We start from the raw sequence: 22,523 nt of genomic DNA, 5'->3' as shown, positions 1-22,523 counted from the left end.
CACTCCACTGTGTCACCTCGGGTTGCGGTGACCCGGGAATGACCCACCGGGGTCGGGCGTTACATGCATCGAGTCCCCGAACCTGGGACAATGAGCACCTGATCGCGCGCGCGAGTCCGCGATCTCCAACCCGAAGGGAGAACCCCCGATGGACGAGCAGGAGAATCGCTCGCTGTACGAGCTCGAGTTCCCCGCGCCGGCGATGGCCGGCCCGCAGGGCGACGGCCCCGTGTTGATCCATGCACTGGAGGGTTTCGCCGATGCAGGACACGCGGTGGCCCTGGCCGCCACCCACCTGCGCGAGGCGCTCGACTGCGAACTGGTCGCGACCTTCGACGCGGACGAACTGATCGACTACCGCTCACGCCGGCCGATGATCTCCTTCACCGGCGAGAAGTTCGACGACATCGAGATGCCGCGCCTGACCATGCACGCCCTGGTCGACAACGCCGGCACCGGCTTCCTGCTGCTCGACGGCTCCGAGCCGGACCTGCGCTGGGACCAGTTCACCACGGCGATCGCGGCCCTGGCCGAGCGCTTCGGCGTGAGCCAGGTGGTCGGTATGAACGCCATTCCGATGGCGGTGCCGCACACCCGCCCGTCCGGGGTGATCGGCCACGGCTCCGACACCGCGGCCCTGGGCGACATGCCGCGCTGGGGCAACGAGATGAAGCTGCCAGCCAGCGCGTCGATGCTGCTGGAACTGCGGCTGGCCGAGGCGGGCTACCGAACGGTGGGCCTGTCCGCGCACGTGCCGCACTATCTTGCGCAGACCAACTACCCGGCGGCCTCGGCGGCTCTGCTCGCCGCGCTGGGTCAGGTGTCCGGACTGAACCTGCCGATCGCCGCACTCGAGAACGCCGCCACCAAGGTGAGCGAGCAGATCGAGGAGGAGGTGCGCGGCAACGCCGAGATCAGCACCGTGGTGACCGCGCTGGAGCAGCAGTACGACGCCTACATGAAGGCCAAGGCCGACCGCGAACTGTTGGCGGCCGACGAAAACGACCTGCCCTCCGGCGACGAACTCGGCGCCGAGTTCGAGAAGTTCTTGGCCGAGCACGCTGCCGAGTTCGACCGCCCGCAGGATCCCGACGAAGAGGACACCCCCTGAGCGAACAGAGTCCGCTTACTCCCCTGCCCGACGAGACCGACGCCTTCGAGCACTTCCTGGCGTGGTGGGCAGAGCGCGGCATCGACCTCTATCCGCATCAGGAAGAGGCCTTGCTCGAGCTGATCTCCGGCGCCAACGTCATCCTGGCGACGCCGACCGGCTCGGGCAAGTCCCTCGTCGCCTCCGGGGCGGTCTATTTCGCACGGTGCCGTGGGCAACGCGCGTACTACACCGCCCCCATCAAGGCGCTGGTCAGCGAGAAGTTCTTCGACCTCTGCGAGCAGTTCGGGGCCGAGAACGTCGGCTTGATGACCGGCGACGCCAGCGTGAACACCGACGCGCCCGTCATCTGTGCGACGGCGGAGATCGTCGCCAACATCGCACTGCGCGACGGACCGGACTCCGACGTGGGCGTCCTGGTGGCCGACGAGTTCCACTACTACGGCGAGTCCGACCGCGGCTGGGCCTGGCAGGTCCCCCTCATCGAACTGCCGCACACCCAGTTCCTGCTGATGTCGGCCACCCTCGGCGACGTCGACTTCTTCACCGAGGACCTGACGCGGCGCACCGGCCGCTCCACGATCGAGGTGACCGGCGCCCAGCGGCCGGTGCCGCTGGAGTACCGCTACGCCACCACGCCGATCCACGAGACCATCGAGGAGCTCATCGGCAAGGGGCAAGCCCCGGTGTACGTGGTGCACTTCACCCAGGCGCAGGCCGTCGAACGCGCCCAAGCGCTCACCTCGGCGAAGATCTGCACCAAGGAGGAGAAGGCCGCCATCGTGGCGGCGATCGGCGACTTCGAGTTCCGGACCGGCTTCGGCGACACCCTCTCCAAGCTTCTGCGCGCAGGCATCGGCGTCCATCACGCCGGCATGCTGCCGCGCTACCGCCGCCTCGTCGAACGCCTCGCGCAGGCCGGTCTGCTCAAGGTGGTCGCCGGCACCGACACCTTGGGCGTGGGCATCAACGTGCCCATTCGGACCGTGCTGTTCGCCGGTCTCACCAAGTACGACGGCCATCGGGTGCGTAGGTTGCGCGCCCGGGAGTTCCATCAGATCGCCGGCCGCGCCGGACGGGCCGGCTTCGACACCGTGGGCTACGTGGTGGCCCAGGCCCCCGAGCACGACGTGGAGAACGCCCGACTCGTCGCGAAGGCCGGCGACGATCCCAAGAAGCTGCGAAAGCTGGTGCGCCGCAGGCCTCCCGAGGGTTTCGTGGGGTGGGGCGAGCAGACCTTCTTCACGCTCGTCGATGCCCCGGACGAGCAGCTGCGCTCCCACTTCCGCATCACCACCGCGATGCTGATGGAGGTGCTCGAGCGTCCCGGCGACTGTTTCGCCGCCCTGCGCCACCTCCTGGAGGAGAACCACGAACCGCGCAAGCGCCAGTTGCGCCACATCAAGCACACCATCGCGCTGTACCGCGACCTGGTGGAGACCGGCATCGTGACCCGCCTGGACGCCCCCGCGCCCGACGGCAAGCGCGTGGAGATCTCGGTGGACCTGCCGGAGAACTTCGCGCTCACCAACCCGCTCTCCGCCTTCGCGGTGGCCGCCTTCGATCTGCTGGACCCGGCCTCGGACACCTTCACGCTGGACGTGGTCTCGATCCTGGAGTCCACGCTCGACGATCCGCGGCAGGTGCTCATGGCCCAGCGCAAGCGCGCCCGGGACGTGGCGATGGCCGAGATGAAGGCCGACGGCCTCGAGTACGAGGAGCGGATGGAGCGCCTGGAGGAGATCACCTGGCCGCAGCCGCTGGCCGAGGAGATCGACTTCGCCTACCAGACCTACCGCGCCGGTCACCCGTGGCTGGCCAACACCCCGCCGTCGCCGAAGTCGGTGCTGCGCTACATGCGGGAGCGGTCGATGACCTTCACCGAGTTGGTCAGCGACTTCGGTCTGCAACGCAGCGAGGGCGTGCTGCTGCGCTACCTCACCGACTGCTATCGGGCCCTGCGCAGCGGCCTGCCGATGAGCGCGGTCACCGACGAGATCGAGGATCTCACCGACGACCTCGCCGACCTGATTCGCGGCGTCGACTCCAGCCTGATCGACGAGTGGGAGACGCTGACCGCTCAGACCACGGTCACCTCACCGGTCTCGGCGGCCAGCGAGGCGATGTCGGCGGCCAACTCGGTGTAGGCCGCGCCGCGCCCGGACGAGGTCCGGTAGGCCAGCCCGATGCGCCGCCCGGGCCGCGGCTGGGTGAACTCGGCGATCGACACGCCGCCGGAGGCCGTCTCCACCGCCACCGCCGTGCGCGGGATCAGCGTCACGCCCAGACCGCCCTCCACGCACTGCACGGCGGTGGTCAGCGAGGCCGCCCGCGTCTGCCGCACATCCGGGTGCACCCCCGCCAGCTGGCACACCTCCAGGGCCTGGTCCCGCAGACAGTGCCCTTCGTCGAGCAGCAGCAACGGCAGGTCCTCCAGCATCGACGGCGGCAGCCGCTTGCGCCCGGCCAGCCGGTGCCCGCTGGGCAGGGCCAGCACGAAGTCCTCGTCGTACATGTCGATCTCGCCGAGCCCGACGGCGTTGGCCGGCAACGCCAGCACCGCCGCGTCCAGGCTGCCCTCGCGCAGCTGATCCACCAGCCGCGCGGTCTGATCCTCCACCACCCGCAACTCCAGGTCCGGTCGCAGCAGCGGCAGTCCCCGCAGCAGCCGGGGCAGCAGATAGGGCGCGATGGTCGGGATCAACCCCAGGCGCACCGGCCCGCGCAGCGGGTCCGCCTCCCCGCTCGCGACCGCCAGGAAGTTGTCGATGCCGTCGCATGCAGCAATCGCTGCCGGAAGCAAACGACGCCCCTCTGCGGTCAACATCACACGACGCGTTGTGCGTTCCACCAGCTGCACGCCCAGACCCGACTCGAGACCGGCCAGCGACTGCGAGAGCGAAGGCTGACTGACACCGAGATCGGTTGCGGCGGAACCGAAATGGAGCTTCTTGGCCACCGCGACGAATGCGCGGAGGCCGCCGACCGAGGGCTGATAACTCTGATTCACCATGCCTATCAATATAGTGCCTATCATCACGTTTCGTTTTTAGATCATCTAGGGCAAAATAGAAGTCAATCCCCCCAACGAACAAGGAGTCATGACATGGCGCTGCTTACCATCGGCGATCAGTTCCCGGAGTACAACCTCACCGCTGTGATCGGTGGCGATCTCTCCAAGGTCGACGCACAGCAGCCGGACGACTACTTCACCACCGTCTCCAGCGACGACTACAAGGGCAAGTGGCGCGTGGTCTTCTTCTGGCCGAAGGACTTCACCTTCGTGTGCCCCACCGAGATCGCTGCGTTCGGCAAGCTGAACGACGAGTTCGCCGACCGCGACGCCCAGGTGCTCGGCGCCTCGGTGGACAACGAGTTCGTCCACTTCCAGTGGCGCGCACAGCACGAGGACCTCAAGACCCTCCCCTTCCCGATGCTGAGCGACCTCAAGCGTGAGCTCGCCGAGGCCACCGGTGTGCTGAACGCCGACGGTGTCGCCGACCGCGCGACCTTCATCATCGACCCGAACAACGAGATCCAGTTCGTGTCGGTCACCGCCGGTTCGGTCGGCCGCAACGTCGACGAGGTCCTGCGCGTCCTCGACGCCCTGCAGTCCGACGAGCTGTGCGCCTGCAACTGGAAGAAGGGCGACCCGACCATCGACGCCGGCGAGCTCATGAGCGCCTCGGCCTGATTCGGAGGATCTCGATGAGTATCGACAACCTCAAGAGCGCTCTTCCCGAGTACGCCAAGGACCTCAAGCTGAACCTCAGCTCGATCGGCCGCACCACGCTGCTGAACGAGGAACAGCTCTGGGGCACCCTGCTCGCGTGCGCCGCCGCGACCCGCAACGCCACCGTGCTGCGCGAGATCGCCGACGAGGCGGCCGACAACCTGTCGGCCGAGGCTTACAACGCCGCCCTCGGCGCCGCTTCGATCATGGGCATGAACAACGTCTTCTACCGGGGTCGCGGTTACCTCGGCAAGTACGACGACCTGCGCCCCGGACTGCGGATGAACATCATCGGCAACCCCGGCGTGGACAAGTCCCTGTTCGAGCTGTGGTCGATGGCCGTCTCGGCCATGAACGGCTGTGAGCACTGCGTCGCCGCCCACGAGAACGTGGTGCGCGAGGCAGGCCTGGATCGCGAAGCGATCTTCGAGGCCCTCAAGGTCGCGTCCATCGTGCAAGGCGTCGGCCAGGCCGTCGCCATCGCCGAGACGCTCAGCTGAGAGCAGCCGCCGCGTAGCGACACCGATGCACAATGCCCCCGCCGTAACGGCGGGGGCATTGCGCATCAGTGCGTTCCGGCGCGCCCGGCGATCAGGACAGTGCCGCGGCGAACCGCTCGGCCATGTCGTTGACCTCGGCGGTGGTCATCACAAACGCCGGCGAGACCTGCAGTGCGCCCATGCCGGCCGCGCGGCCGGCCACCCCGTGCTCGCGCAGCCGCAGCACCGCCGCCTGAGCGTCGCTCGGATCGGCCAACTGCACGCCGGTCACCGCGCCCACGCCCGTGCGCACCTCGGCCACCGCGTCCAACTCGGCCAACGGCGCGAACGCCGCAGCCAGGTCGCTCTCGAGGCGGGTCGCCTCGTCCAGCAGCCCCTCGCGCTCGATGATGTCGAAGTTGGCCATGGCGGCCGCGGCCGCGCCGAAGTGGCCGCCGTAGGTGTAGCCGTGCCGCCACCAGGTTCCGCCGGCGAAGAACGGCGCCGCCACGTGCGGCGCCGCGATCATCGCACCCATCGGCACATATCCGCTGGTCAGGCCTTTCGCGGAGGTGATGATGTCCGGCGCCAGCTCGAAGCGGCCGGACGCGAACCAGTGTCCGTGCCCGATGCGTCCGTAACCGGTGACCACCTCGTCGGCGATGAACAGCACGTCGTGGTCGCGGCAGATCTCGCGGACCTCGCGCAGGTAGCCCTCCGGCGGCGGATAGATGCCGCCGGCACCGATGATCGGCTCGGCGATGAAGGCGGCCATGTTGTCGGCCCCCACCCGCTCGATGAGCCCGAGCAGCGCCTTGGCGTCGTCCCATTCGATGTTGGCGGTGTCCGGCATGAACTCCGGGCCGTAGCCTTCCCGGTTCAGCGGGATGCCGGCCAGCGCGGTACCGCCGATGTGCATGCCGTGATAGGCCTTGCTGCGCGAGACGACGATGCGCTTGTCCGGCCGACCGAGTTCGGTCCAGTACCGGCGGGCGAGCTTGACCGCGGTGTCCACCGCGTCGCTGCCGCCGGAGGTGAACATCACCTTCGAGCCGGGCACCGGAGCCATCTCGGCCACGCGTTCCGCCAGGGCGATCAGGCCCTCGCCGGCGTAGTCGCCGAAGTTCGAGTAGTGCGCGACCGTGGAGAGCTGACGGCCCACCGCCTCACCGATCTCGGTCCGTCCGTGGCCGACGTTGGTGAACCACAGACCGGCGGTCGCGTCCAGATACTCCTTGCCCGCCGCATCGTAGATCCGGGCGCCGTCGCCCCGAGTGATGACGAACGGACCGTTATCGGTGACCACGCCCATGTCCGCGAATCCATGCCAAAGAGAACCCATGCGGACCAATATCCCACGACCTGGGCCGCCGGATGCCGTCGGCACCGAATTCGACCAATAGACTGGGAGCATCATGGCTGTTCCCGTTCTCACCTTTCCTCCGGAGCTTCCGGTCAGCGCGTCCCGCGAACAGATCTCCCGAGCCATCGCCGAACACCAGGTGGTGGTGATCGCCGGGGAGACGGGGTCGGGCAAGACCACCCAGCTGCCCAAGATCTGCCTCGCGCTGGGCCGCGAGTCGATAGGGCACACCCAGCCGCGTCGAATCGCCGCGACCTCGGTCGCCCGCCGCATCGCCGACGAGACCGAGACCGAACTCGGCGACGTCGTCGGCTACAGCGTGCGCTTCTCCGACAAGTCCGGGAAGAACACCAAGATCCGCGTGATGACCGACGGCATCCTCCTGCGCGAGATCACGTCCGACCCGTCCCTGTCGCGCTACGACACGATCATCATCGACGAGGCGCACGAACGCAGCCTCAACATCGACTTCCTGCTCGGCTACCTCAAACGCCTGCTGCCGCGGCGGCGCGATCTCAAGCTGATCATCACCTCGGCGACCATCGAGCCCGATCGCTTCGCCCGCCATTTCGCCGGCCCCGACGAGGACGTCCCCATTCTGGAGGTCTCCGGCCGGACCTATCCGGTCGAGGTGCGCTACCGGCCCCCGCAGTCCGACGACGACGAGCACGCCGACCTCGACCAGATCGCCGCGATCGACGCGGCCGTCAGTGAGCTGTGGTCGGCCGGCCGCGGCGACATCCTGGTGTTCCTGCCCACCGAACGCGACATCAGGGACACCGCCGATGCCCTCACCCGGCGCAGCGAGGCCGAGATCGTGCCACTGTACGCGCGGCTGTCGGTGGCCGAGCAGCAGAAGATCTTCACCCCGTCCGACGGGCGGCGGATCGTGTTGTCCACCAACGTCGCCGAGACGTCGCTGACCGTGCCCGGCATCCGGTACGTGATCGACACCGGCACCGCGCGTATCTCCCGCTACTCCACCCGCACCAAGGTCACCCGGCTGCCGATCGAGAAGGTCTCCCAGGCCAGCGCCCGCCAGCGGGCCGGCCGCTGTGGCCGCGTGGCCCCGGGCATCTGTATCCGCCTGTACTCGCAGGACGACTTCGACGCGCGCCCGGAATACACCGACCCGGAGATTCTGCGGGCCAATCTGGCGGCGGTGATCCTGTCGATGCTGTCGCTGCGGCTGGGCGACGTCGCCGAGTTCCCGTTCGTCCAGCCCCCGGAGGCCAGGGCCATCAACGGCGGCATGCTGCTGCTGTCCGAGCTCGGCGCGGTCACCGGCACCGACTCCGCCCAGGCCGGCCTCACCAAGATCGGCCGCGACCTGGCCCGCCTGCCCATCGATCCCCGCCTGGCCCGTATGTTGGTGGCCGGCCACGACAATGGCTGCCTCGACCACATCCTGCCCATCGCCGCGGCACTGTCCCTGCCGGACGTGCGCGAGTTCCCCGCCGACAAGCGTGAGGCCGCGCAGGCCGCTCACCGCGAGCACGCGGTGCCCGGCTCGGAGTTCCTCAGCCGCCTCAAACTCTGGCAGCAGCTGCACGAGCAGCGAGAAGCCCTCTCCGGCAACCAGTTCCGGCGCTACTGCGAACGCAACTTCCTGCACTATCTGCGGATCCGGGAATGGCTCGACCTGCACCGCCAGCTGCGCCGCACCGTTTCGGATCTGGGCTGGCAGATCCCCGCCACCGAGATCGATGCGGGCGCCATCCATCGCAGCCTGCTGACCGGCCTGCTCACCAACATCGGCGCGCGCCAGGGCGACACCCGCGACTATCTGGGCACGCGCGGCACCAAGTTCGCCGTCTTCCCGGGTTCGGAGCTGGCCAAGAAGCCGCCCGCGTTCGTAATGACGGCCGAACTGCTGGAGACCTCCCGGCTGTTCGCCCACACGGTGGCCTCCATCGACCCCGAGTGGGTGGAGCAGATCGCCCCCGAGCTGGTCACCCGCACCTACAGCGAGCCGGCCTGGTCGTCGCGACGCGGCGCGGTGGTGGCCAAGGAGAAGGTCAGCCTCTACGGCGTGCCGCTCGTCGCCGCCCGGACGGTCCACTACGGCCCCATCGACCCGGTGGAATCGCGCGCCCTGTTCATCCAGGCCGCGCTCGTCGAGGGTCGCTGGCGGACCCGCCACGAGTTCTACGCGCACAACCGGCGGCTGCTGGCCGACGCCGAGGATCTCGAACACCGCGCCCGCCGCAACGTCCGCCTCAGCGACGGCGATCTGTACGACTTCTACGACGCACGCATTCCCGCGCGCGTGGTCTCCACCCGTCACTTCGACTCGTGGTGGAAGAAGCAGAGCCGCACCGATCCCCGACTCCTGCACCTGGACACTTCCGACTCCCCCGATGCGGCCGCCCCGTCCGCCACCGACTTCCCGACCGCCTGGCAGCAGGGACAGACGCGCCTGGAACTGCGCTATCACTTCGCCCCGGGCGCCCCCGACGACGGTGCGACCGTGGTGATTCCGCGCCCGCTGCTCGAGCACGTCCACGCGGGCGGCTTCGACTGGCTGGTGCCGGGCCTGCGCAGCGAGCTGGTCACCGCGCTGATCAAGTCCCTGCCCAAGGGGCTGCGCAAATCTCTCTCCCCGGCCCAGCAGTACGCCGAACTCGTGCTCACCAAGCTCAAACCCCGGGCCGAGCAACTGCTCCCGGCGCTCGCCCGCGAACTCGGCATCATCGCGGGATTCACCTTGTCGCCCAGCGACTTCCGGCCCGACACCCTGCCCGCCCACCTGCGCATCCACTTCGCCGTCACCGACCCGACGGGGGCGATCATCGGCCGGTCCGATCGGCTGGAGACGCTGCGCCGAGACTTCGGCGCCGCCCCCGCCCCGACCGCACCCGCGCCGATGTTCCGCGACTGGAAGGCCGACGGCATCGGTGTCCTGGCCGACCGGCACGACGAGGTGGTGGCGGGGCAACCGGTGATCACCTACCCCACGCTTGCCCCCGCCGGCGAGGGCGTCCGGGTGGTCGAGGCCACCACCACCCGCGCTCGGGATGCAGGGATCGTCGCCGGTGTCGCACAGCTGTTGGAACTGGCGATCGCGCCGTTGACCAAGAAGATCGCCAACTCACTGCCCCCGGCCGAACGGTTGGCCCTCAGCCAGAATCCGTACTCGCGGCCGGAGCAGCTGTTCGCCGACTGCACGCGCCGCGCGATCGCCGACGCACTGGCCGCCGAGCCCGACATCGCGGCGCTGCGCACCCCGGAGCAGTTCGCCGCCGTGCGCGACCGGCTCTCCCCCGCGGTCCGGGCCGCCGCGCCCGAGTACTTCACGCATGCGGCTCGCGCCTTCGCCCAGCTCGGTCCCACCGCCCAGGCCGTCGACGCGCACAGCGGCAGTGCCGCCGCCGACGACGTGGCCGAGCAGACCGCCCATCTCATCTTCGACGGCTTCGTCGCCGACACCCCGCTGACCAACCTGGTCCATGTGCCGCGTTATCTCGCGGCCGCGTGCGCCCGACTGGACGCGCTCCCGGGGTCGGCCGCCCGCGACAACGCCGGTCTGGACACCGTCGATCGGGTGATCGCGCACTGGAATCGCCGCCTGGCGGCCGTCCCCGCGCACCGTCAGGACGCTCTCAACGAGCTGGTGCACTGGCAGTTGGAGGAACTCCGGGTCAGCCTCTTCGCCCAGCAGCTGGGTACCGCGGGGCCCATCTCGGAGAAACGGCTGATGAAGGCGATCGACGCCTTCGGTTAGGTCTCGCTGAATCCGGCGGCGAACCGGGGCGGGCTCACGCCACTGGTTCGCGCGGGGAATCCTTGCGCAAATCGTCGATCTCGCGCTGGAAGTCGTCGGCCGATTCGAACGACCGGTACACCGAGGCGAAGCGCAGATACGCCACCTCATCGAGATCCCGCAGCGGACCGAGAATGGCCAGCCCCACCTCGTGACTGGGAATCTCCGCCGACCCGGAGGCCCGCACCGTGTTCTCCACTGCCGCGGCCAGCTGCGCGAGCGAGTCCTCGGTCACCGACCGGCCCTGGCAGGCGCGGCGCACACCCTTCATCACCTTTTCCCGGTTGAACGGTTCGGTGACGCCGTTGCGTTTCACCACGGCCAGCACCGCCGATTCCACGGTGGTGAACCGGCGGCCGCATTCCGCGCACGACCGACGGCGTCGAATCGACGCTCCATCATCGGAAGCTCGCGAATCGACTACTCGGGTGTCGTCGTTCTTGCAGAACGGGCATCGCATGCCCCTCAGCGTACTCGGCACCGTCCCGGCCGCTCAGCGGTAGGCGGGTACCAGCAGTGCCTGTCCCGGACGCAGGCCGGTCGCGGTCAGATCGTTGAGGTCGCGCACCGTGGCGATGACCGCCGCGGCCGGCAGCTCCGGAGCGATCCGCTCGGCCAGCGACGACAGCGACTCGCCGCTGCGCACGTGGACCACCTCGGTCTGCGACGGCACGCCGCTGACCGACTTCTCGTAGTCCGAGCCGATCACGCCGAGGACCGCCACCAGCGCGGCCAGTGCCACCCCGATCAGCAGACCGGCGGCCCACCGGCGGCGCACCGCAGTCGAACAGGTCGCCGCGTTCGAGCGTGCCTCCGCCGTCGAACGCACACGGCTGTTCGAACGCGCCCGGGTGGACGCTCCCGCGTTCGAACTCGTCCGAACGGAGGACGCCGGGCACGCGGGGGTGGCACTCGCCACCGTCCGGGGACGTCGTCCGGTGGGCCGGCAGGTGGCCCGAACCACGGGGACATCGCAGGTCATCGCGGCGGACTGCCACGGGGCGGCGGTCGGCGCCGGGGCCGCGGTGGGTGCGGAGCGGCGGGTCAGCAACTCGGTCATCGTGGAACTCCCATCGTTCGTGTGTTCGATGAACTCTTGTTCGACAGTTAACACCACGGGTCCGACAAGAACCACGACACGTCGAACAATTGTTTGAGTTCTGTGACCTACTCGACTAAATTGAAGGTCACCACCCTTGGAAAGGAAGTGCGATGAACGACGGACCGCATCCGACATCGAACGTCGACCCGCTGCTGTCGACGGCCACCCTGGAGGCCTCCCTGACCCAGCGTCAGCGCGAGGTTCTGGAGTACATCCGCTCCTCCGTGCGCGAGCGCGGCTATCCGCCGAGCATTCGCGAGATCGGCGAGGCGGTGGGCCTGGCCTCGACCTCGTCGGTCGCCCACCAGCTGCGCACCCTCGAACGCCGCGGCCTCCTCAAACGCGACCCGCATCGTCCGCGCGCAGTGAATGTGCGCGACGATCAGCGCACCCCGCCGCCGGCCGCCGATCAGGTCGGCCCCGGGACTCCCGCCGCGACCTACGTACCGGTCCTCGGCCGGATCGCCGCGGGCGGTCCCATCCTCGCCGAACAGGCCGTCGAGGACGTCTTCCCGCTGCCCAAGGAACTCGTCGGCGAGGGCTCCCTCTTCCTGCTGCGCGTGGTGGGCGAATCGATGATCGATGCGGCCATCTGCGACGGCGACTGGGTGGTGGTCCGGCAGCAGAACGTGGCCGACAACGGCGACATCGTCGCGGCGATGATCGACGGCGAGGCCACCGTGAAGACCTTCAAGCGCATCGACGGCCACGTCTGGCTGCTCCCGCACAACGAGCACTTCGAGCCCATCCCGGGCGACGACGCGGCGATCCTCGGCAAGGTGGTCACCGTCCTGCGGCGCCTCTGAGCCGACGCTGCCCGGGCGTCACCCCAGGATCGCTCGGGCAGCCTCCCGCGCCTGCGCGGGACCGTCGGCGGCCACCGCGGCCTGCGCGGCCGCCGCGCACTGGTCGAGGGTGACCGTGGCGAGGGCGCGCCCGACCGCCGCCGCGGCCGCCGGGGCGCAGGAGAGCGAGCCGACGCCCAGCCCCACCAGGACTCCCGCCAACAGCGGATCGGCGGCGGCCTCGCCGCAGACGCCGACCGGTTTGCCCGTCGCCGCCCCCGCCGCACCGACGCGTTCGACCAGGGCCAGCACCGCCGGTTGCCACGGGTCGGTCAGGGCCGCCAGATCGGCGGACATCCGGTCGGCGGCCATCGTGTACTGCGTCAGGTCGTTGGTACCGATCGACACGAAGTCGACCTCGGCCAGGATCTTCTCGGCCAGGATCGCCGCCGAGGGCACCTCCACCATCACCCCCGGCACCAGGCCGCGCCCGCGCACCTGCGCGGCGAACTCCCGCGCCTCGGCGACGGTGGCGATCATCGGCGCCATCACCCACACCGGAGCCCCGGCACCGTCCGCAGCGGCCGCGAGCGCGTCGAGCTGGTGGTCGCGGACCTCCGGGTGCGTGGCCACGATTCGGTTGCCGCGCACGCCCATCGCCGGATTGTCCTCGTCGGGATGCGTCACGAAGCGCAGCGGCTTGTCCGAGCCCGCGTCGAGCGTGCGGATCACCACCTTCGCGCCGCCCATGGCCTCGATCACCTCCCGGTAGAGCCGCTCCTGCTCGGCCACCGAGGGCTCGTCGGGGCGCTCCAAGAAGGCCAGCTCGGTGCGGAACAGGCCGACGCCCTCCAGGATCCCGAGGGCCGCCGCACTGCGCGCCGAGGCGCCGTCGGCCACGTTGCCCAGGATCTGCACCGGATGACCGTCCGCGGTCCGCCCCGGCCCTCGCCACTGCGCCACCTCGGCGGCCCGGCGCCGGGCCTCGGCGACGGCCTCGGCGATCGGGCCGGCCTCCGGGTCGACACCGATGACGCCGCGATCTCCGTCGACGAAAACCGTTGTGCCCGAATCGATTCGAGCGAGTTCCGCGACTGCGACCACGCACGGGATGCCGAGTTGCCGAGCAATGATCGCGGTGTGGCTGGACGGGCCGCCGAGGCGAGTGACCAGGGCGATCACCCGAGCCGGATCCAGACCGGCGGTGTCGGCGGGGGCCAGATCGTCGGCCAGCAGAACCGAGGGGACCTCCGGCAGCGGAATGCCGGGCTCGGGCAGACCCAGCACCTGGGCCACGACGCGATTGCGGATATCGGCCAGGTCGGTGACCCGCTCGGCCATCAGACCGCCGCGATCGGCGAACATCGCCGAGATCTTGTCGATCGCCGTCACGGTGGCGGCCGCGGCCGGGATCCCGGTGGCGATGAGCCCGCCGGCGGTGCCGATCCAGGCGCGGTCCCGGGCCAGCGCGGCGGTCGCGGTCAGCACCTCCGCGGCAGTGCCCGAGCTCGCCGAGGCGCGCGCGGCGAACCGGTCGGCCACCGTCGCCACGGCCGCGGTGAAGCGCTCGGCCTCGGCCGCGCGATCCGCCTCGTCGATCCGGGCATCGGGATCGATCCGGTAGTCCGGCGCACCGGAGGCGAAGATCACCGGCCCGTAGGCGAGTCCGGGTACCACCGGCGTACCGACCAGCACCGTCCTCGCCCCGTAGTTCCGCTCGCCGCCGTTCCGGTCGTCACTGCCTGCCGCCTGATTCATGTGATAGAGATTACATCTACCTCTTGACTTGTCAACACAGACACAGGTAAACACAGATAGAACCACGTCCGGCGGAGAGGGTCAGCGTGTACGCCGAAGAACGACAGCAAGCCATCGCCACCGAGGTGCGCGCCCGCGGCCGGGTCGCGGTCGCCGAACTCGCCGTGCGTTTCGATGTGACCGGGGAGACCGTGCGGCGCGACCTCGGACTCCTGGCCCGCCAGGGCATCCTGGTCCGCGTGCACGGCGGCGCCGTACGCCCCGACCTGGGCGAAGTGGCCGAGGAGCGGGATCTGGGCCAACGCGAACTGTCGCGTTCGGCCGAGAAGTCGGCGATCGGCGTGGCCGCTCAGGCCTTCCTGCCGCCCGACGGCGGATCGGTGCTCTTCGATGCGGGCACCACCACGCTGCGCGCGGCACTGGCGGTGCCCGCCGAGCGACGGCTGACGGTGATCACCAACGCCGTTCCACTCGCCGCACACCTGTCCTCACTCCCGCACTGCGAGGTCACCCTCGTGGGCGGCCGCATCCGCGGCAAGACCCAGGCGGCCGTCGGTGCGGACACCGTCGATGCCCTCCGTCGCCTGCGCGTCCACGTGGCCTTCCTGGGGACCAACGGTCTGAGCCGCGTGCACGGCCTGTCCACCCCGGACCCCGACGAGGCCGCGGCGAAGTCCGCCATGCTCGCCGCGGCCGAAAAGGTGGTGGTGCTGGCCGATTCCAGCAAGTTCAACCGACAAGATCTCGTCCGCTTCGGCGCGCTGAGCGACGTCGACGTCGTCGTCACCGACGCCGGCCTCGACCCCGCGGTGCGCAACGAACTGCGAGATCTCGACCTCGAGGTGGTAATCGCATGATCGTGACCGTGACCGCCAATCCCAGCGTCGATCGGACCATCGGTCTGCCGCACGCGCTGGCGCGAGGTGAAGTGCAGCGCGCGGTCGCGGTGACCGCGCAGCCGGGCGGCAAGGGCATCAATGTGGCCCGCGTGGTGCACGGTGCCGGTCTGGGCACCGTGGCCGTGCTGCCCGCCGGGGCGGCCGATCCCCTGCTCACTCAGCTGGCGGCCGTCGGCCTGCCGCACCGCGCCGTGTCGATCGACGAGCCGGTGCGCACCAACGTGACCCTCGCCGAACCCGACGGCACCACCACCAAGATCAACGAGCCCGGCGCCGAACTCTCCGCCGGCGATCTGGCCCGGCTGACCGACCTGGTCGCCGAGGCCGCCGCGGACGCACGCTGGGTGGCGCTGTGCGGTTCCCTCCCGCCAGGGGTCCCGGCCGACTGGTATGCCGAGGTCACCGCCCGTCTGCACGCCGGGGGCCGCCGCGTGGCGGTGGACACCTCGGGGCCGCCGCTGCTGGCCATCGCCCAGGCCCGCCCCGACCTGCTCAAACCCAACGCCTTCGAGCTCGCCGAGCTCGTCGGCGGCGACGGCGCTCGGCTCGAGGCCGCGGCCGCCGAGGGCGACCTCGAGCCGGTCCGCGGCGCCGCCGCCGACCTCGCCGAACGCACCGGCGGGGCGGTGCTGACCACGCTGGGCGCGGCGGGCGCCCTGCTCACCACCCCGGAGGGCACCTGGTTCGCCACCGCGCCCGCGGTCCGCGTGCGCAGCACCGTCGGCGCCGGGGACTCCTCCCTGGCCGGCTACCTGATCGCCCGCCATCGCGGGGCACCGCCGGAGGAACGCCTGCGCACGGCCGTGGCCTACGGGTCGGCCGCCGCGGCCCTGCCCGGCACCACCCCACCCCTACCCGCCCACCTCGATCCGGCCGGCGCACACATCCGCCGACTGTCCTGACGCCGCACCCGAGACGAAGGAACCTCTCATGTCCGAACCGATTCTCACGCCCGAGCTGGTCCTGCTCGACGCGGATGCGGGCGCCGATGCCGAAGCGGTGATCGACCGGCTCGCGCGCACCCTCGCCGCCACCGGCCGCTGCACCGACCCGGAACAGCTGGTCACCGCCGCACTGGCCCGCGAGGCCTCCTCACCCACCGGACTGCCCGGCGGCCTGGCGATCCCGCACGCCCGCGTGGAGTCGGTGACCACCGCCTCGCTGGTGATGGCGCGACTGTCCCCCGCGGTCGACTTCGGGGCCGCCGACGGCCCCGCCGACATCGTCTTCCTGATCGCCGCCCCCGGCGGTGCGGGCACCGAGCACATGAAGCTGCTGAGCTCGCTGGCGCGCGCCCTGGTCCGACCGGACTTCGTCGCGGCGCTGCGTGCGGCCCCGGATCCCGAGGCCGTGGTCGCGCTCGTCGACGAGGCGGTGGCGCCCGCCCCGAAGACGGCCCCGACCCCGGCCGCCCCGGCGGAGGCCCCGACGCCCGCCGCCGACCCCGCCCGCGCGGTCCGCATCCTCGCGGTCACCGCCTGCCCCACCGGCATCGCGCACACCTACATGGCCGCGGACGCGCTGTCGGCGGCCGCCGAGCGGGCCGGTGTCGAGTTCGCGGTGGAGCCGCAGGGCTCCTCCGGGACCACGCCGTTCACCGCCGCGGCGCTGGCCGCGGCCGACGCGGTGATCTTCGCCACCGACGTGGGAGTCAAGGGCCGCGAGCGGTTCGCGAACAAGCCGGTGATCGAATCCGGCGTCAAACGGGCGATCAACAGCCCCGACACGATGATCGCCGAAGCGGTCGCGGCCGCCGGGGACCCCCACGCCCACCGGGTCGCCGGCGGTGCCGCCGCAGCCGACCCGGGCGACGAGGACGCCTCGACGATCGGCGTCGGCGGGCGCCTCAAGCAGGCCCTGCTCACCGGCGTGAGCTACATGATCCCGTTCGTCGCGGCCGGCGGCCTGCTGATGGCGCTCGGCTTCCTGTTCGGCGGCTACGAGATCGCCAACGCGAAGGTCTGTATCCCGCAGGATCTGGTCGACGGCAACGTCACCTATCCGTCCGGGTGCCTCGGCGGCATGAACGACGCCGGGTTCTACGCCCTCAACAACACCCTGTGGGATCTGCCGCCGGGCGGCATCCTGCAGTATCTGGGCGCTGTCCTGTTCGCCGTCGGCAGCCTGGCCATGGCCTTCATGGTCCCGGTGCTCGCCGGTTACATCGCCTTCGCCATCGCCGACCGCCCCGGTATCGCCCCGGGCTTCGCGGCGGGCGCGGTCTCGCTGGCCGTCGGCGCCGGGTTCATCGGCGGCCTCATCGGCGGCCTGTTCGCCGGCGTGGTGGCGCTCTGGTTCACCCGCCTGCGCCTCCCGCGCTGGGCGGCCGGGCTGATGCCCGTCGTGGTGATCCCACTGTGTGCCACCCTGATCGTCGGCGGCATCATGTACATGTTCCTCGGCGGGCCGCTGAGCTGGCTCAACGAGCAGATGGAGGACGGCCTCAACTCGATGTCGGGCAGTTCCAAGATCGTGCTCGGCGTGGTGGTCGGCCTGATGATGTGCTTCGACCTCGGCGGACCGGTGAACAAGGCGGCCTACGCCTTCGCGGTGGCCGGCCTCGGCCTCGCCGAGGCGGGTTCCGCCCAGTGGCAGATCATGGCCGCGGTGATGGCCGCGGGCATGGTGCCGCCGCTGGCACTGGCACTGGCCTCCACGGTGCTGCGCCCGGGCACCTTCACCGAACCCGAGCGGGAGAACGGCAAGGCCGCCTGGCTGCTGGGTGCGTCGTTCATCTCCGAGGGCGCCATTCCGTTCGCCGCCGCCGACCCGTTCCGGGTGATCCCGGCGATGATGCTCGGCGGGGCCGTCACCGGTGGCCTGTCGATGGCCCTCGACGTTCAGCTGCGGGCCCCGCACGGCGGCGTCTTCGTCCTCTTCGCGATGAACGGCACCTGGTGGAAGTTCCTCATCGCGCTCGCCGCGGGCGTCGTCGTCTCAGCCTTCGCCGTGGTGGCCGCCAAGCAGTTCCGGCGCGCCCCGGCCGAAGCCGCGCCGCAGCCCGTCGCCGCGTAATAGATTCAGCCCCAACACGACCCACGCAACACCGATCGAAGGGAAACCTCCTCATGGCAACCAGCACCGTCACCGTCGGCTCGGCCGTCGGCCTGCACGCCCGCCCCGCCACCGTGATCGCCGAGGCCGCCGCCGCGCTGTCGAGTCCGGTGACGCTCGCCACCGAGGGTGGCGAACCGGTGGACGCCGGCAGCGCGCTGATGATCATGACGCTCGGCGCCGAGAAGGGCGCCACGGTGATCGTCGAAGGCGACGATCAGGCGGCCGTCGATCAGATCGCGGCGCTGGTGGCCCGCGACCTCGACGCCGAGTAACCTCCGGTCACTCCGCCACCACGAGGTCGGCCAACTCGGCCGCGAGCGCCTTCGGTACGCGCACGCGCAGCCGGGTGCCGGCCTCGGTGTGCGTGGTCTCCAGCACATGGGCCTGCTGGTGCAGCCGCGCGATCACCTCGCCGCGGTCGAAGGGCACCACGAGCACCGCTTCCACATCGTCGGCCGCTACGAACTCCGCGATCCGCGCGAACAGGTCCTCCAGGCCCTCCCCGGAGCGGGCCGAGACGAAGACCGCGTCGCGGTACTCCGCGCGCAGCGCCGTCATGCGGGTGGCGTCCACCGCGTCGATCTTGTTGATCACCAACAGCTCCGGCGGCGGCGCGATGTCCTCCTCGGCGAAGACCTCACCGAGTACCTTGCGCACCGCAGAGATCTGCTTACCCGGGAAGGCGTCGGCGCCGTCGACCACGTGGATCAACAGATCGGCGTGGATCGCCTCCTCCAGGGTCGACCGGAAGGCCTCCACCAGCTGGGTGGGCAGGTGGCGGACAAAGCCGACGGTGTCGGTGAAGACCACCTCGTGCCCGTCGGCGAGCTTGCCTCGCCGAGTGGTCGGGTCCAGCGTGGCGAACAGCGCGTCCTGCACCAGCACCCCGGACCCGGTCATCGCGTTCACCAGGCTCGACTTGCCCGCGTTGGTGTAGCCCACCACGGTCAGTGCGGGGATGCCGCCCCGATCGCGCTGCGCGCGCTTGATCGTGCGCGCGGTCTTCATGCCGCGGATCTCCTTGCGGAGCTTGGCCATGCGCTCGCGAATCCGCCGACGGTCGGTCTCGATCTTGGTCTCACCGGGTCCGCGCAGGCCCACGCCGCCGTTGCTGCCCGCGCGACCGCCGGCTTGCCGGGACATCGACTCGCCCCAACCGCGCAGCCGCGGCAGCATGTACTCCATCTGGGCCAGGGAGACCTGGGCCTTGCCCTCCCGCGACGTGGCGTGCTGGGCGAAGATGTCCAAGATCAGCGCGGTCCGGTCGATCACCTTGACCTTGACGACCCGTTCGAGGGCGGTCAGCTGGGCCGGGGTGAGCTCGCCGTCGCACACCACCGTGTCGGCGCCGCTGGCCACCACGATGTCCCGGAGTTCGGCGGCCTTGCCCGAGCCGAGGTAGGTGGCCGCGTCCGGGCGGGAGCGGCGTTGGATCAGGGCGTCGAGGACCTGGGAGCCGGCGGTCTCGGCGAGGGCGGCCAGTTCGGCCATGCTCGCCTGCGCCTCGGCGGCGGTGCCGGAGGTCCAGACGCCGACGAGGACCACGCGTTCCAGGCGCAGCTGGCGATTCTCGACCTCGGTGACGTCGACGAGCTCGGTGGACAGACCCGCCACGCGCTGCAGTTGTGCGCGGGCGTCGAGGTCCAGTTCGCCGGTGGTCGGGGTGGACAGGTTCTTGGGAAGTTCGTGCAGTTCAGTCATACGCCTCCCATGATGCCTGAACTCCTCCGCCGATTGCATCCGATTAACGCTGGTCGACCGCGAAACCGTCGATCAGTTCGCCGTGGGCCACCAGACGCGACGGCCCGCGCAGGAAAGCGCCCGCGGCGGTCACCGTCACCTGCACCGCACCGCCGGGCACCGACAGGCCCACGACGCCCTCGCCGCGCCCCAGCCGACGCAACCCCGCCGCCGCCCCGGCCACCAGGCCGGTGCCGCACGAGCGGGTCTCCCCCACTCCGCGTTCGAAGACGCGCAGGTCGGCGGTGAAGTCGACGCCGTCGCGCCCGTCCGTCGGCTGCGGCACCGTGAGGATCTCCACGTTGGCCCCGCGCGGAAACCGCTCCGCGTCCAGGGCGGGCGGGCCGGTCAGGTCCAAGGCGGCCAAGCCCGTCGGGGTCAGCCCGTCCACGACGCACGCCAGATGGGGGTTGCCCACGTCCACGGCCTCCCCGGTGAGGTCGCGGCCGGCGATGCCGACGGCGCCGGGCCCGTCGAAGCGCACCGGCCCCATCGCCACGGTGACATCGGCCAGGCTCTGATCGAAGGAGTGCACCGTCACCGGTCGCCCACCGGCCCGCGAGCCCACCGTGAACGCATCGTCGTGCACCAGGCCGGTGGTCCGGCAGTAGTGGGCGAACACCCGGACCCCGTTGCCGCACATCTCGGCGATCGAGCCGTCGGCGTTGCGATAGTCCATGAACCAGTCGTCGGGGGCCACCCCGGTGGGCAGGTCGGCCAGCACCCCGGCGGCCACCAGCGCGCCGGCGCGCGCCACCCGGAGCACTCCGTCGGCGCCCAGGCCGCGCTGCCGGTCGCACAGCACGGTGACCAGGTCGACGGTCAGGTCCAGGTCGGCGTCCGGGTCGGGCAGGATCACGAAATCGTTCTGTGTGCCGTGGCCCTTGGCGAAACGCAGCGGTGCGGTGCTCACCCGCACCAGGTTACTCACCCGGCGGCACCGACCCCAGCGCGGCCAGCGCCCGCCCCAGCAGCGCCGGATCGGCCGCATCCAGCCAGGTGGTGCGCTGATCACGACGGAACCACGAGCGTTGCCGCCGGACATAGCGCCGCGTGCCGATGAAGGTCCGCTCACGGGCAGTGTCCACGTCGTACTCGCCGTCCAGGTACGCCAGGATGTGCGCGTAGCCGATGGCCTGGGCCGCGGTCTTGCCCTCGCGCAGGCCCCGCTCGCACAGGCCCACCACCTCGTCGACGAAACCTCCGTCGAACATGGCGTCGGTGCGTGCCGCGATCCTCGCATCCAGTTCGGTGCTCTCGCGGTCGAGCGCCAGGATCCGGGTCCCCCACCGGGGCTCGCCGATGGTCGGCGCCGACGCGGCGAACGGCTCGCCGGTCAGCTCCACCACTTCCAGGGCGCGCACGATGCGCCGCCCGTCGCTGTCCAGGATGATCTCCGCGGCAGCCGGGTCCACGGTGGCCAGTTCGCGGTGCAGCGCCGCCGCACCGATCTCGGCCAGCATCGCCTCGTACTTGGCGCGGACCGCCGGATCGGTGGCCGGGAACGACCAGTCGTCGAGGAGTCCCTGGATGTACATCATCGAGCCGCCCACCAGAATCGGCGTGCGTCCGGCGGCCAGTAACGCCTCGACGTCGGCGGCGGCCGCGGCCTTGTACCTGGCCACCGTCGCCGTCTCTCGCACGTCGAGGACGTCGAGCTGGTGGTGGCCGATACCGCGCCGCTCGGCGACGGGCAGCTTCGCCGTCCCGATGTCCATGCCGCGGTACTGCTGCATGGCATCGATGTTGACCACTTCGCCGCCGAGTTCGACGGCCAGGTCCAGCGCCAGGTCGGATTTGCCGCTGGCGGTGGGTCCGATCACCGCGACCGGCACGATGGGCGCGGTCATCGCCGACCGCCCCGGGGCCGCAGCGTCGCGGCCAGGTAGCCCACCCCGAACGGCGCCTGCGCGTACACCACGTCGACCTCGTCGACCGGCAGGTCGCGCAGGGCGCCGCCGAGCACCTGCCACGCCGCCCGGGAGTCGACGCCCTCGGCCGCGCATTCGGCTTCGCCGAGCCCGGCCAGGGCCGCCGCGTCGCCGCCGCGCAGGGCCGCCTCCAGTCGATGCTGCAGGGCCCACGCCGACGCGCGTTCACCGCCGCCGGGCGCACGCGGGCTCAGTGCGGTGGGGCCGTCGGCCACCACCAGCAGTCCCACCGGCTCCTCGTCCGCCGCGATGTCCCGCACGATCCGGGCGCCGAGCTCGGCGCACGCGGCGCCCGCGGTCGACGGATCCACGACGATCGGTTCGATCTCCCGCGGCGGCGGCTGCACCCGGGCGCCCAGCCAGCCCGCCAGCAGCAGCGGCAGCGGCAGCCGATCACCTGCCGCGGGGACCTGCTCGGTCAGTCCGGACTCCGACGGCAGATGCACGGGCACCGCAACGCCGTAGGCGCCGAAGTCGCCGGACCGGGGCGGCGAGCCGGCCGGCGGGAAGCCCGCACCGACCGCCACCCACCGGCGGGAGGCACCGGCGAGGTCGGCGCCGACCGCCAGCACCGCCGCGCGCACCGCCTCGGTGTCGACGGCGTCCGGACCTGCCAACTCGGGCACCAGAAGGGGCGCACTGGGAATCACCGCGATCTGAGCCAACACGGCACTGACGGTACCCAATCTCGCCTCCGGCGCCCCATCGCCCATCGCGAACTGTTTCAATGAACAACGGACATGAGGAGTCCCGGGCCCTTTCGGCTCGGGCTCGCGGGCAGCCGTGACGCGCGGCGCGAACT

Annotated in this window: 19 protein-coding genes; 10 read left to right on the top strand and 9 right to left on the bottom strand. The window is 70.8% G+C overall.

Annotated elements, in window-relative coordinates; translation table 11 throughout:
* Positions 1–148 precede the first annotated feature (148 nt).
* Together ACFFJD_RS10445 and ACFFJD_RS10440 are read left to right on the top strand one after the other, a co-directional pair.
* Positions 149–1,111, top strand: coding sequence for a proteasome assembly chaperone family protein (locus ACFFJD_RS10445; RefSeq protein ID WP_382363810.1), 963 nt, complete (start codon positions 149–151; stop codon positions 1,109–1,111).
* Positions 1,108–3,258 carry a DEAD/DEAH box helicase gene (locus tag ACFFJD_RS10440; protein WP_382364464.1) on the top strand — a complete coding sequence of 717 codons (2,151 nt, stop codon included), beginning with the start codon at positions 1,108–1,110 and terminating at the stop codon, positions 3,256–3,258. Before ACFFJD_RS10445 ends, ACFFJD_RS10440 begins: the two co-directional genes overlap by 4 nt.
* Here ACFFJD_RS10440 and ACFFJD_RS10435 read toward each other — a convergent pair.
* Positions 3,192–4,124: a hydrogen peroxide-inducible genes activator gene (locus ACFFJD_RS10435; protein WP_382363808.1), complete on the bottom strand. Its 933-nt coding sequence runs from the start codon at positions 4,122–4,124 to the stop codon at positions 3,192–3,194. The genes ACFFJD_RS10440 and ACFFJD_RS10435 overlap by 67 nt on opposite strands.
* 93 nt (positions 4,125–4,217) lie before the next feature.
* On the opposite strand from ACFFJD_RS10435, the gene ACFFJD_RS10430 reads away from it, so the two are divergent.
* Positions 4,218–4,805, top strand: coding sequence for a peroxiredoxin (locus ACFFJD_RS10430; RefSeq protein WP_382363806.1), 588 nt, complete (start codon positions 4,218–4,220; stop codon positions 4,803–4,805).
* A 14-nt stretch (positions 4,806–4,819) separates the two neighbouring features.
* Positions 4,820–5,344 carry an alkylhydroperoxidase, AhpD family gene (ahpD, locus tag ACFFJD_RS10425; RefSeq protein WP_382363804.1) on the top strand — a complete coding sequence of 175 codons (525 nt, stop codon included), beginning with the start codon at positions 4,820–4,822 and terminating at the stop codon, positions 5,342–5,344.
* A 91-nt stretch (positions 5,345–5,435) separates the two neighbouring features.
* Here ahpD and ACFFJD_RS10420 read toward each other — a convergent pair whose 3' ends face one another.
* Complete coding sequence (locus tag ACFFJD_RS10420) at positions 5,436–6,665, bottom strand: aminotransferase family protein (protein ID WP_382363802.1); 1,230 nt, start codon at positions 6,663–6,665, stop codon at positions 5,436–5,438.
* Between the two features lie 73 nt (positions 6,666–6,738).
* Here ACFFJD_RS10420 and hrpA point away from each other — a divergent pair, with 73 nt between their 5' ends.
* The gene (gene hrpA, locus ACFFJD_RS10415) at positions 6,739–10,410 is read left to right on the top strand and encodes an ATP-dependent RNA helicase HrpA (RefSeq protein WP_382363800.1); all 3,672 of its coding nucleotides are present in this window, start codon (positions 6,739–6,741) and stop codon (positions 10,408–10,410) included.
* Positions 10,411–10,444: 34 nt separating this feature from the next.
* On the opposite strand, the gene nrdR is transcribed toward hrpA, so the two are convergent.
* Both nrdR and ACFFJD_RS10405 read right to left on the bottom strand, forming a co-directional pair.
* Positions 10,445–10,909, bottom strand: a complete 465-nt coding sequence (nrdR, locus tag ACFFJD_RS10410; RefSeq protein ID WP_382363798.1) for a transcriptional regulator NrdR — start codon at positions 10,907–10,909, stop codon at positions 10,445–10,447.
* A gap of 33 nt (positions 10,910–10,942) precedes the next feature.
* The gene (locus ACFFJD_RS10405; protein ID WP_382363796.1) at positions 10,943–11,509 is read right to left on the bottom strand and encodes a LysM peptidoglycan-binding domain-containing protein; all 567 of its coding nucleotides are present in this window, start codon (positions 11,507–11,509) and stop codon (positions 10,943–10,945) included.
* Positions 11,510–11,661: 152 nt separating this feature from the next.
* Between ACFFJD_RS10405 and lexA the strand changes: the two genes are divergently transcribed.
* On the top strand, positions 11,662–12,357 hold the full coding sequence (lexA, locus tag ACFFJD_RS10400) for a transcriptional repressor LexA (protein ID WP_382363794.1): 696 nt from the start codon (positions 11,662–11,664) through the stop codon (positions 12,355–12,357).
* Positions 12,358–12,375: 18 nt separating this feature from the next.
* Here lexA and ACFFJD_RS10395 read toward each other — a convergent pair whose 3' ends face one another.
* The gene (locus ACFFJD_RS10395) at positions 12,376–14,094 is read right to left on the bottom strand and encodes a phosphoenolpyruvate--protein phosphotransferase (RefSeq protein WP_382363792.1); all 1,719 of its coding nucleotides are present in this window, start codon (positions 14,092–14,094) and stop codon (positions 12,376–12,378) included.
* An 86-nt stretch (positions 14,095–14,180) separates the two neighbouring features.
* Between ACFFJD_RS10395 and ACFFJD_RS10390 the strand changes: the two genes are divergently transcribed.
* From ACFFJD_RS10390 to ACFFJD_RS10375, 4 genes are read left to right on the top strand one after another with little or no spacing between them, the layout of a single operon-like run.
* Entirely contained in the window at positions 14,181–14,951 is a 771-nt protein-coding gene (locus ACFFJD_RS10390) for a DeoR/GlpR family DNA-binding transcription regulator (protein ID WP_382363790.1), read from the top strand.
* The gene (gene pfkB, locus ACFFJD_RS10385; protein WP_382363788.1) at positions 14,948–15,895 is read left to right on the top strand and encodes a 1-phosphofructokinase; all 948 of its coding nucleotides are present in this window, start codon (positions 14,948–14,950) and stop codon (positions 15,893–15,895) included. Before ACFFJD_RS10390 ends, pfkB begins: the two co-directional genes overlap by 4 nt.
* A gap of 28 nt (positions 15,896–15,923) precedes the next feature.
* Positions 15,924–18,008 (top strand): PTS fructose transporter subunit IIABC, encoded by a 2,085-nt coding sequence (locus tag ACFFJD_RS10380; protein ID WP_382363786.1) that lies wholly within the window; start codon positions 15,924–15,926, stop codon positions 18,006–18,008.
* A gap of 53 nt (positions 18,009–18,061) precedes the next feature.
* On the top strand, positions 18,062–18,322 hold the full coding sequence (locus ACFFJD_RS10375; RefSeq protein WP_382363784.1) for an HPr family phosphocarrier protein: 261 nt from the start codon (positions 18,062–18,064) through the stop codon (positions 18,320–18,322).
* A 7-nt stretch (positions 18,323–18,329) separates the two neighbouring features.
* Here the strand turns inward: ACFFJD_RS10375 and hflX are convergent, their stop codons facing one another.
* The 4 genes from hflX to ACFFJD_RS10355 are packed head-to-tail and all read right to left on the bottom strand — an operon-like array spanning position 18,330 to position 22,389.
* Positions 18,330–19,751: a GTPase HflX gene (gene hflX / locus ACFFJD_RS10370; RefSeq protein ID WP_382363782.1), complete on the bottom strand. Its 1,422-nt coding sequence runs from the start codon at positions 19,749–19,751 to the stop codon at positions 18,330–18,332.
* Positions 19,752–19,794: 43 nt separating this feature from the next.
* Positions 19,795–20,709 (bottom strand): diaminopimelate epimerase, encoded by a 915-nt coding sequence (gene dapF, locus ACFFJD_RS10365; RefSeq protein WP_382364462.1) that lies wholly within the window; start codon positions 20,707–20,709, stop codon positions 19,795–19,797.
* Between the two features lie 4 nt (positions 20,710–20,713).
* Positions 20,714–21,640, bottom strand: a complete 927-nt coding sequence (miaA, locus tag ACFFJD_RS10360; RefSeq protein WP_382363780.1) for a tRNA (adenosine(37)-N6)-dimethylallyltransferase MiaA — start codon at positions 21,638–21,640, stop codon at positions 20,714–20,716.
* Positions 21,637–22,389, bottom strand: coding sequence for a class III extradiol ring-cleavage dioxygenase family protein (locus ACFFJD_RS10355; RefSeq protein WP_382363778.1), 753 nt, complete (start codon positions 22,387–22,389; stop codon positions 21,637–21,639). Before ACFFJD_RS10355 ends, miaA begins: the two co-directional genes overlap by 4 nt.
* Positions 22,390–22,523: the final 134 nt, after the last annotated feature.

It is taken from the genome of Gordonia phosphorivorans (assembly GCF_042432625.1).
GTDB lineage: Bacteria > Actinomycetota > Actinomycetes > Mycobacteriales > Mycobacteriaceae > Gordonia > Gordonia phosphorivorans.
Note: the sequence above shows the minus strand (reverse complement) of the source record. Positions and strands in the feature narration are given on the sequence as shown.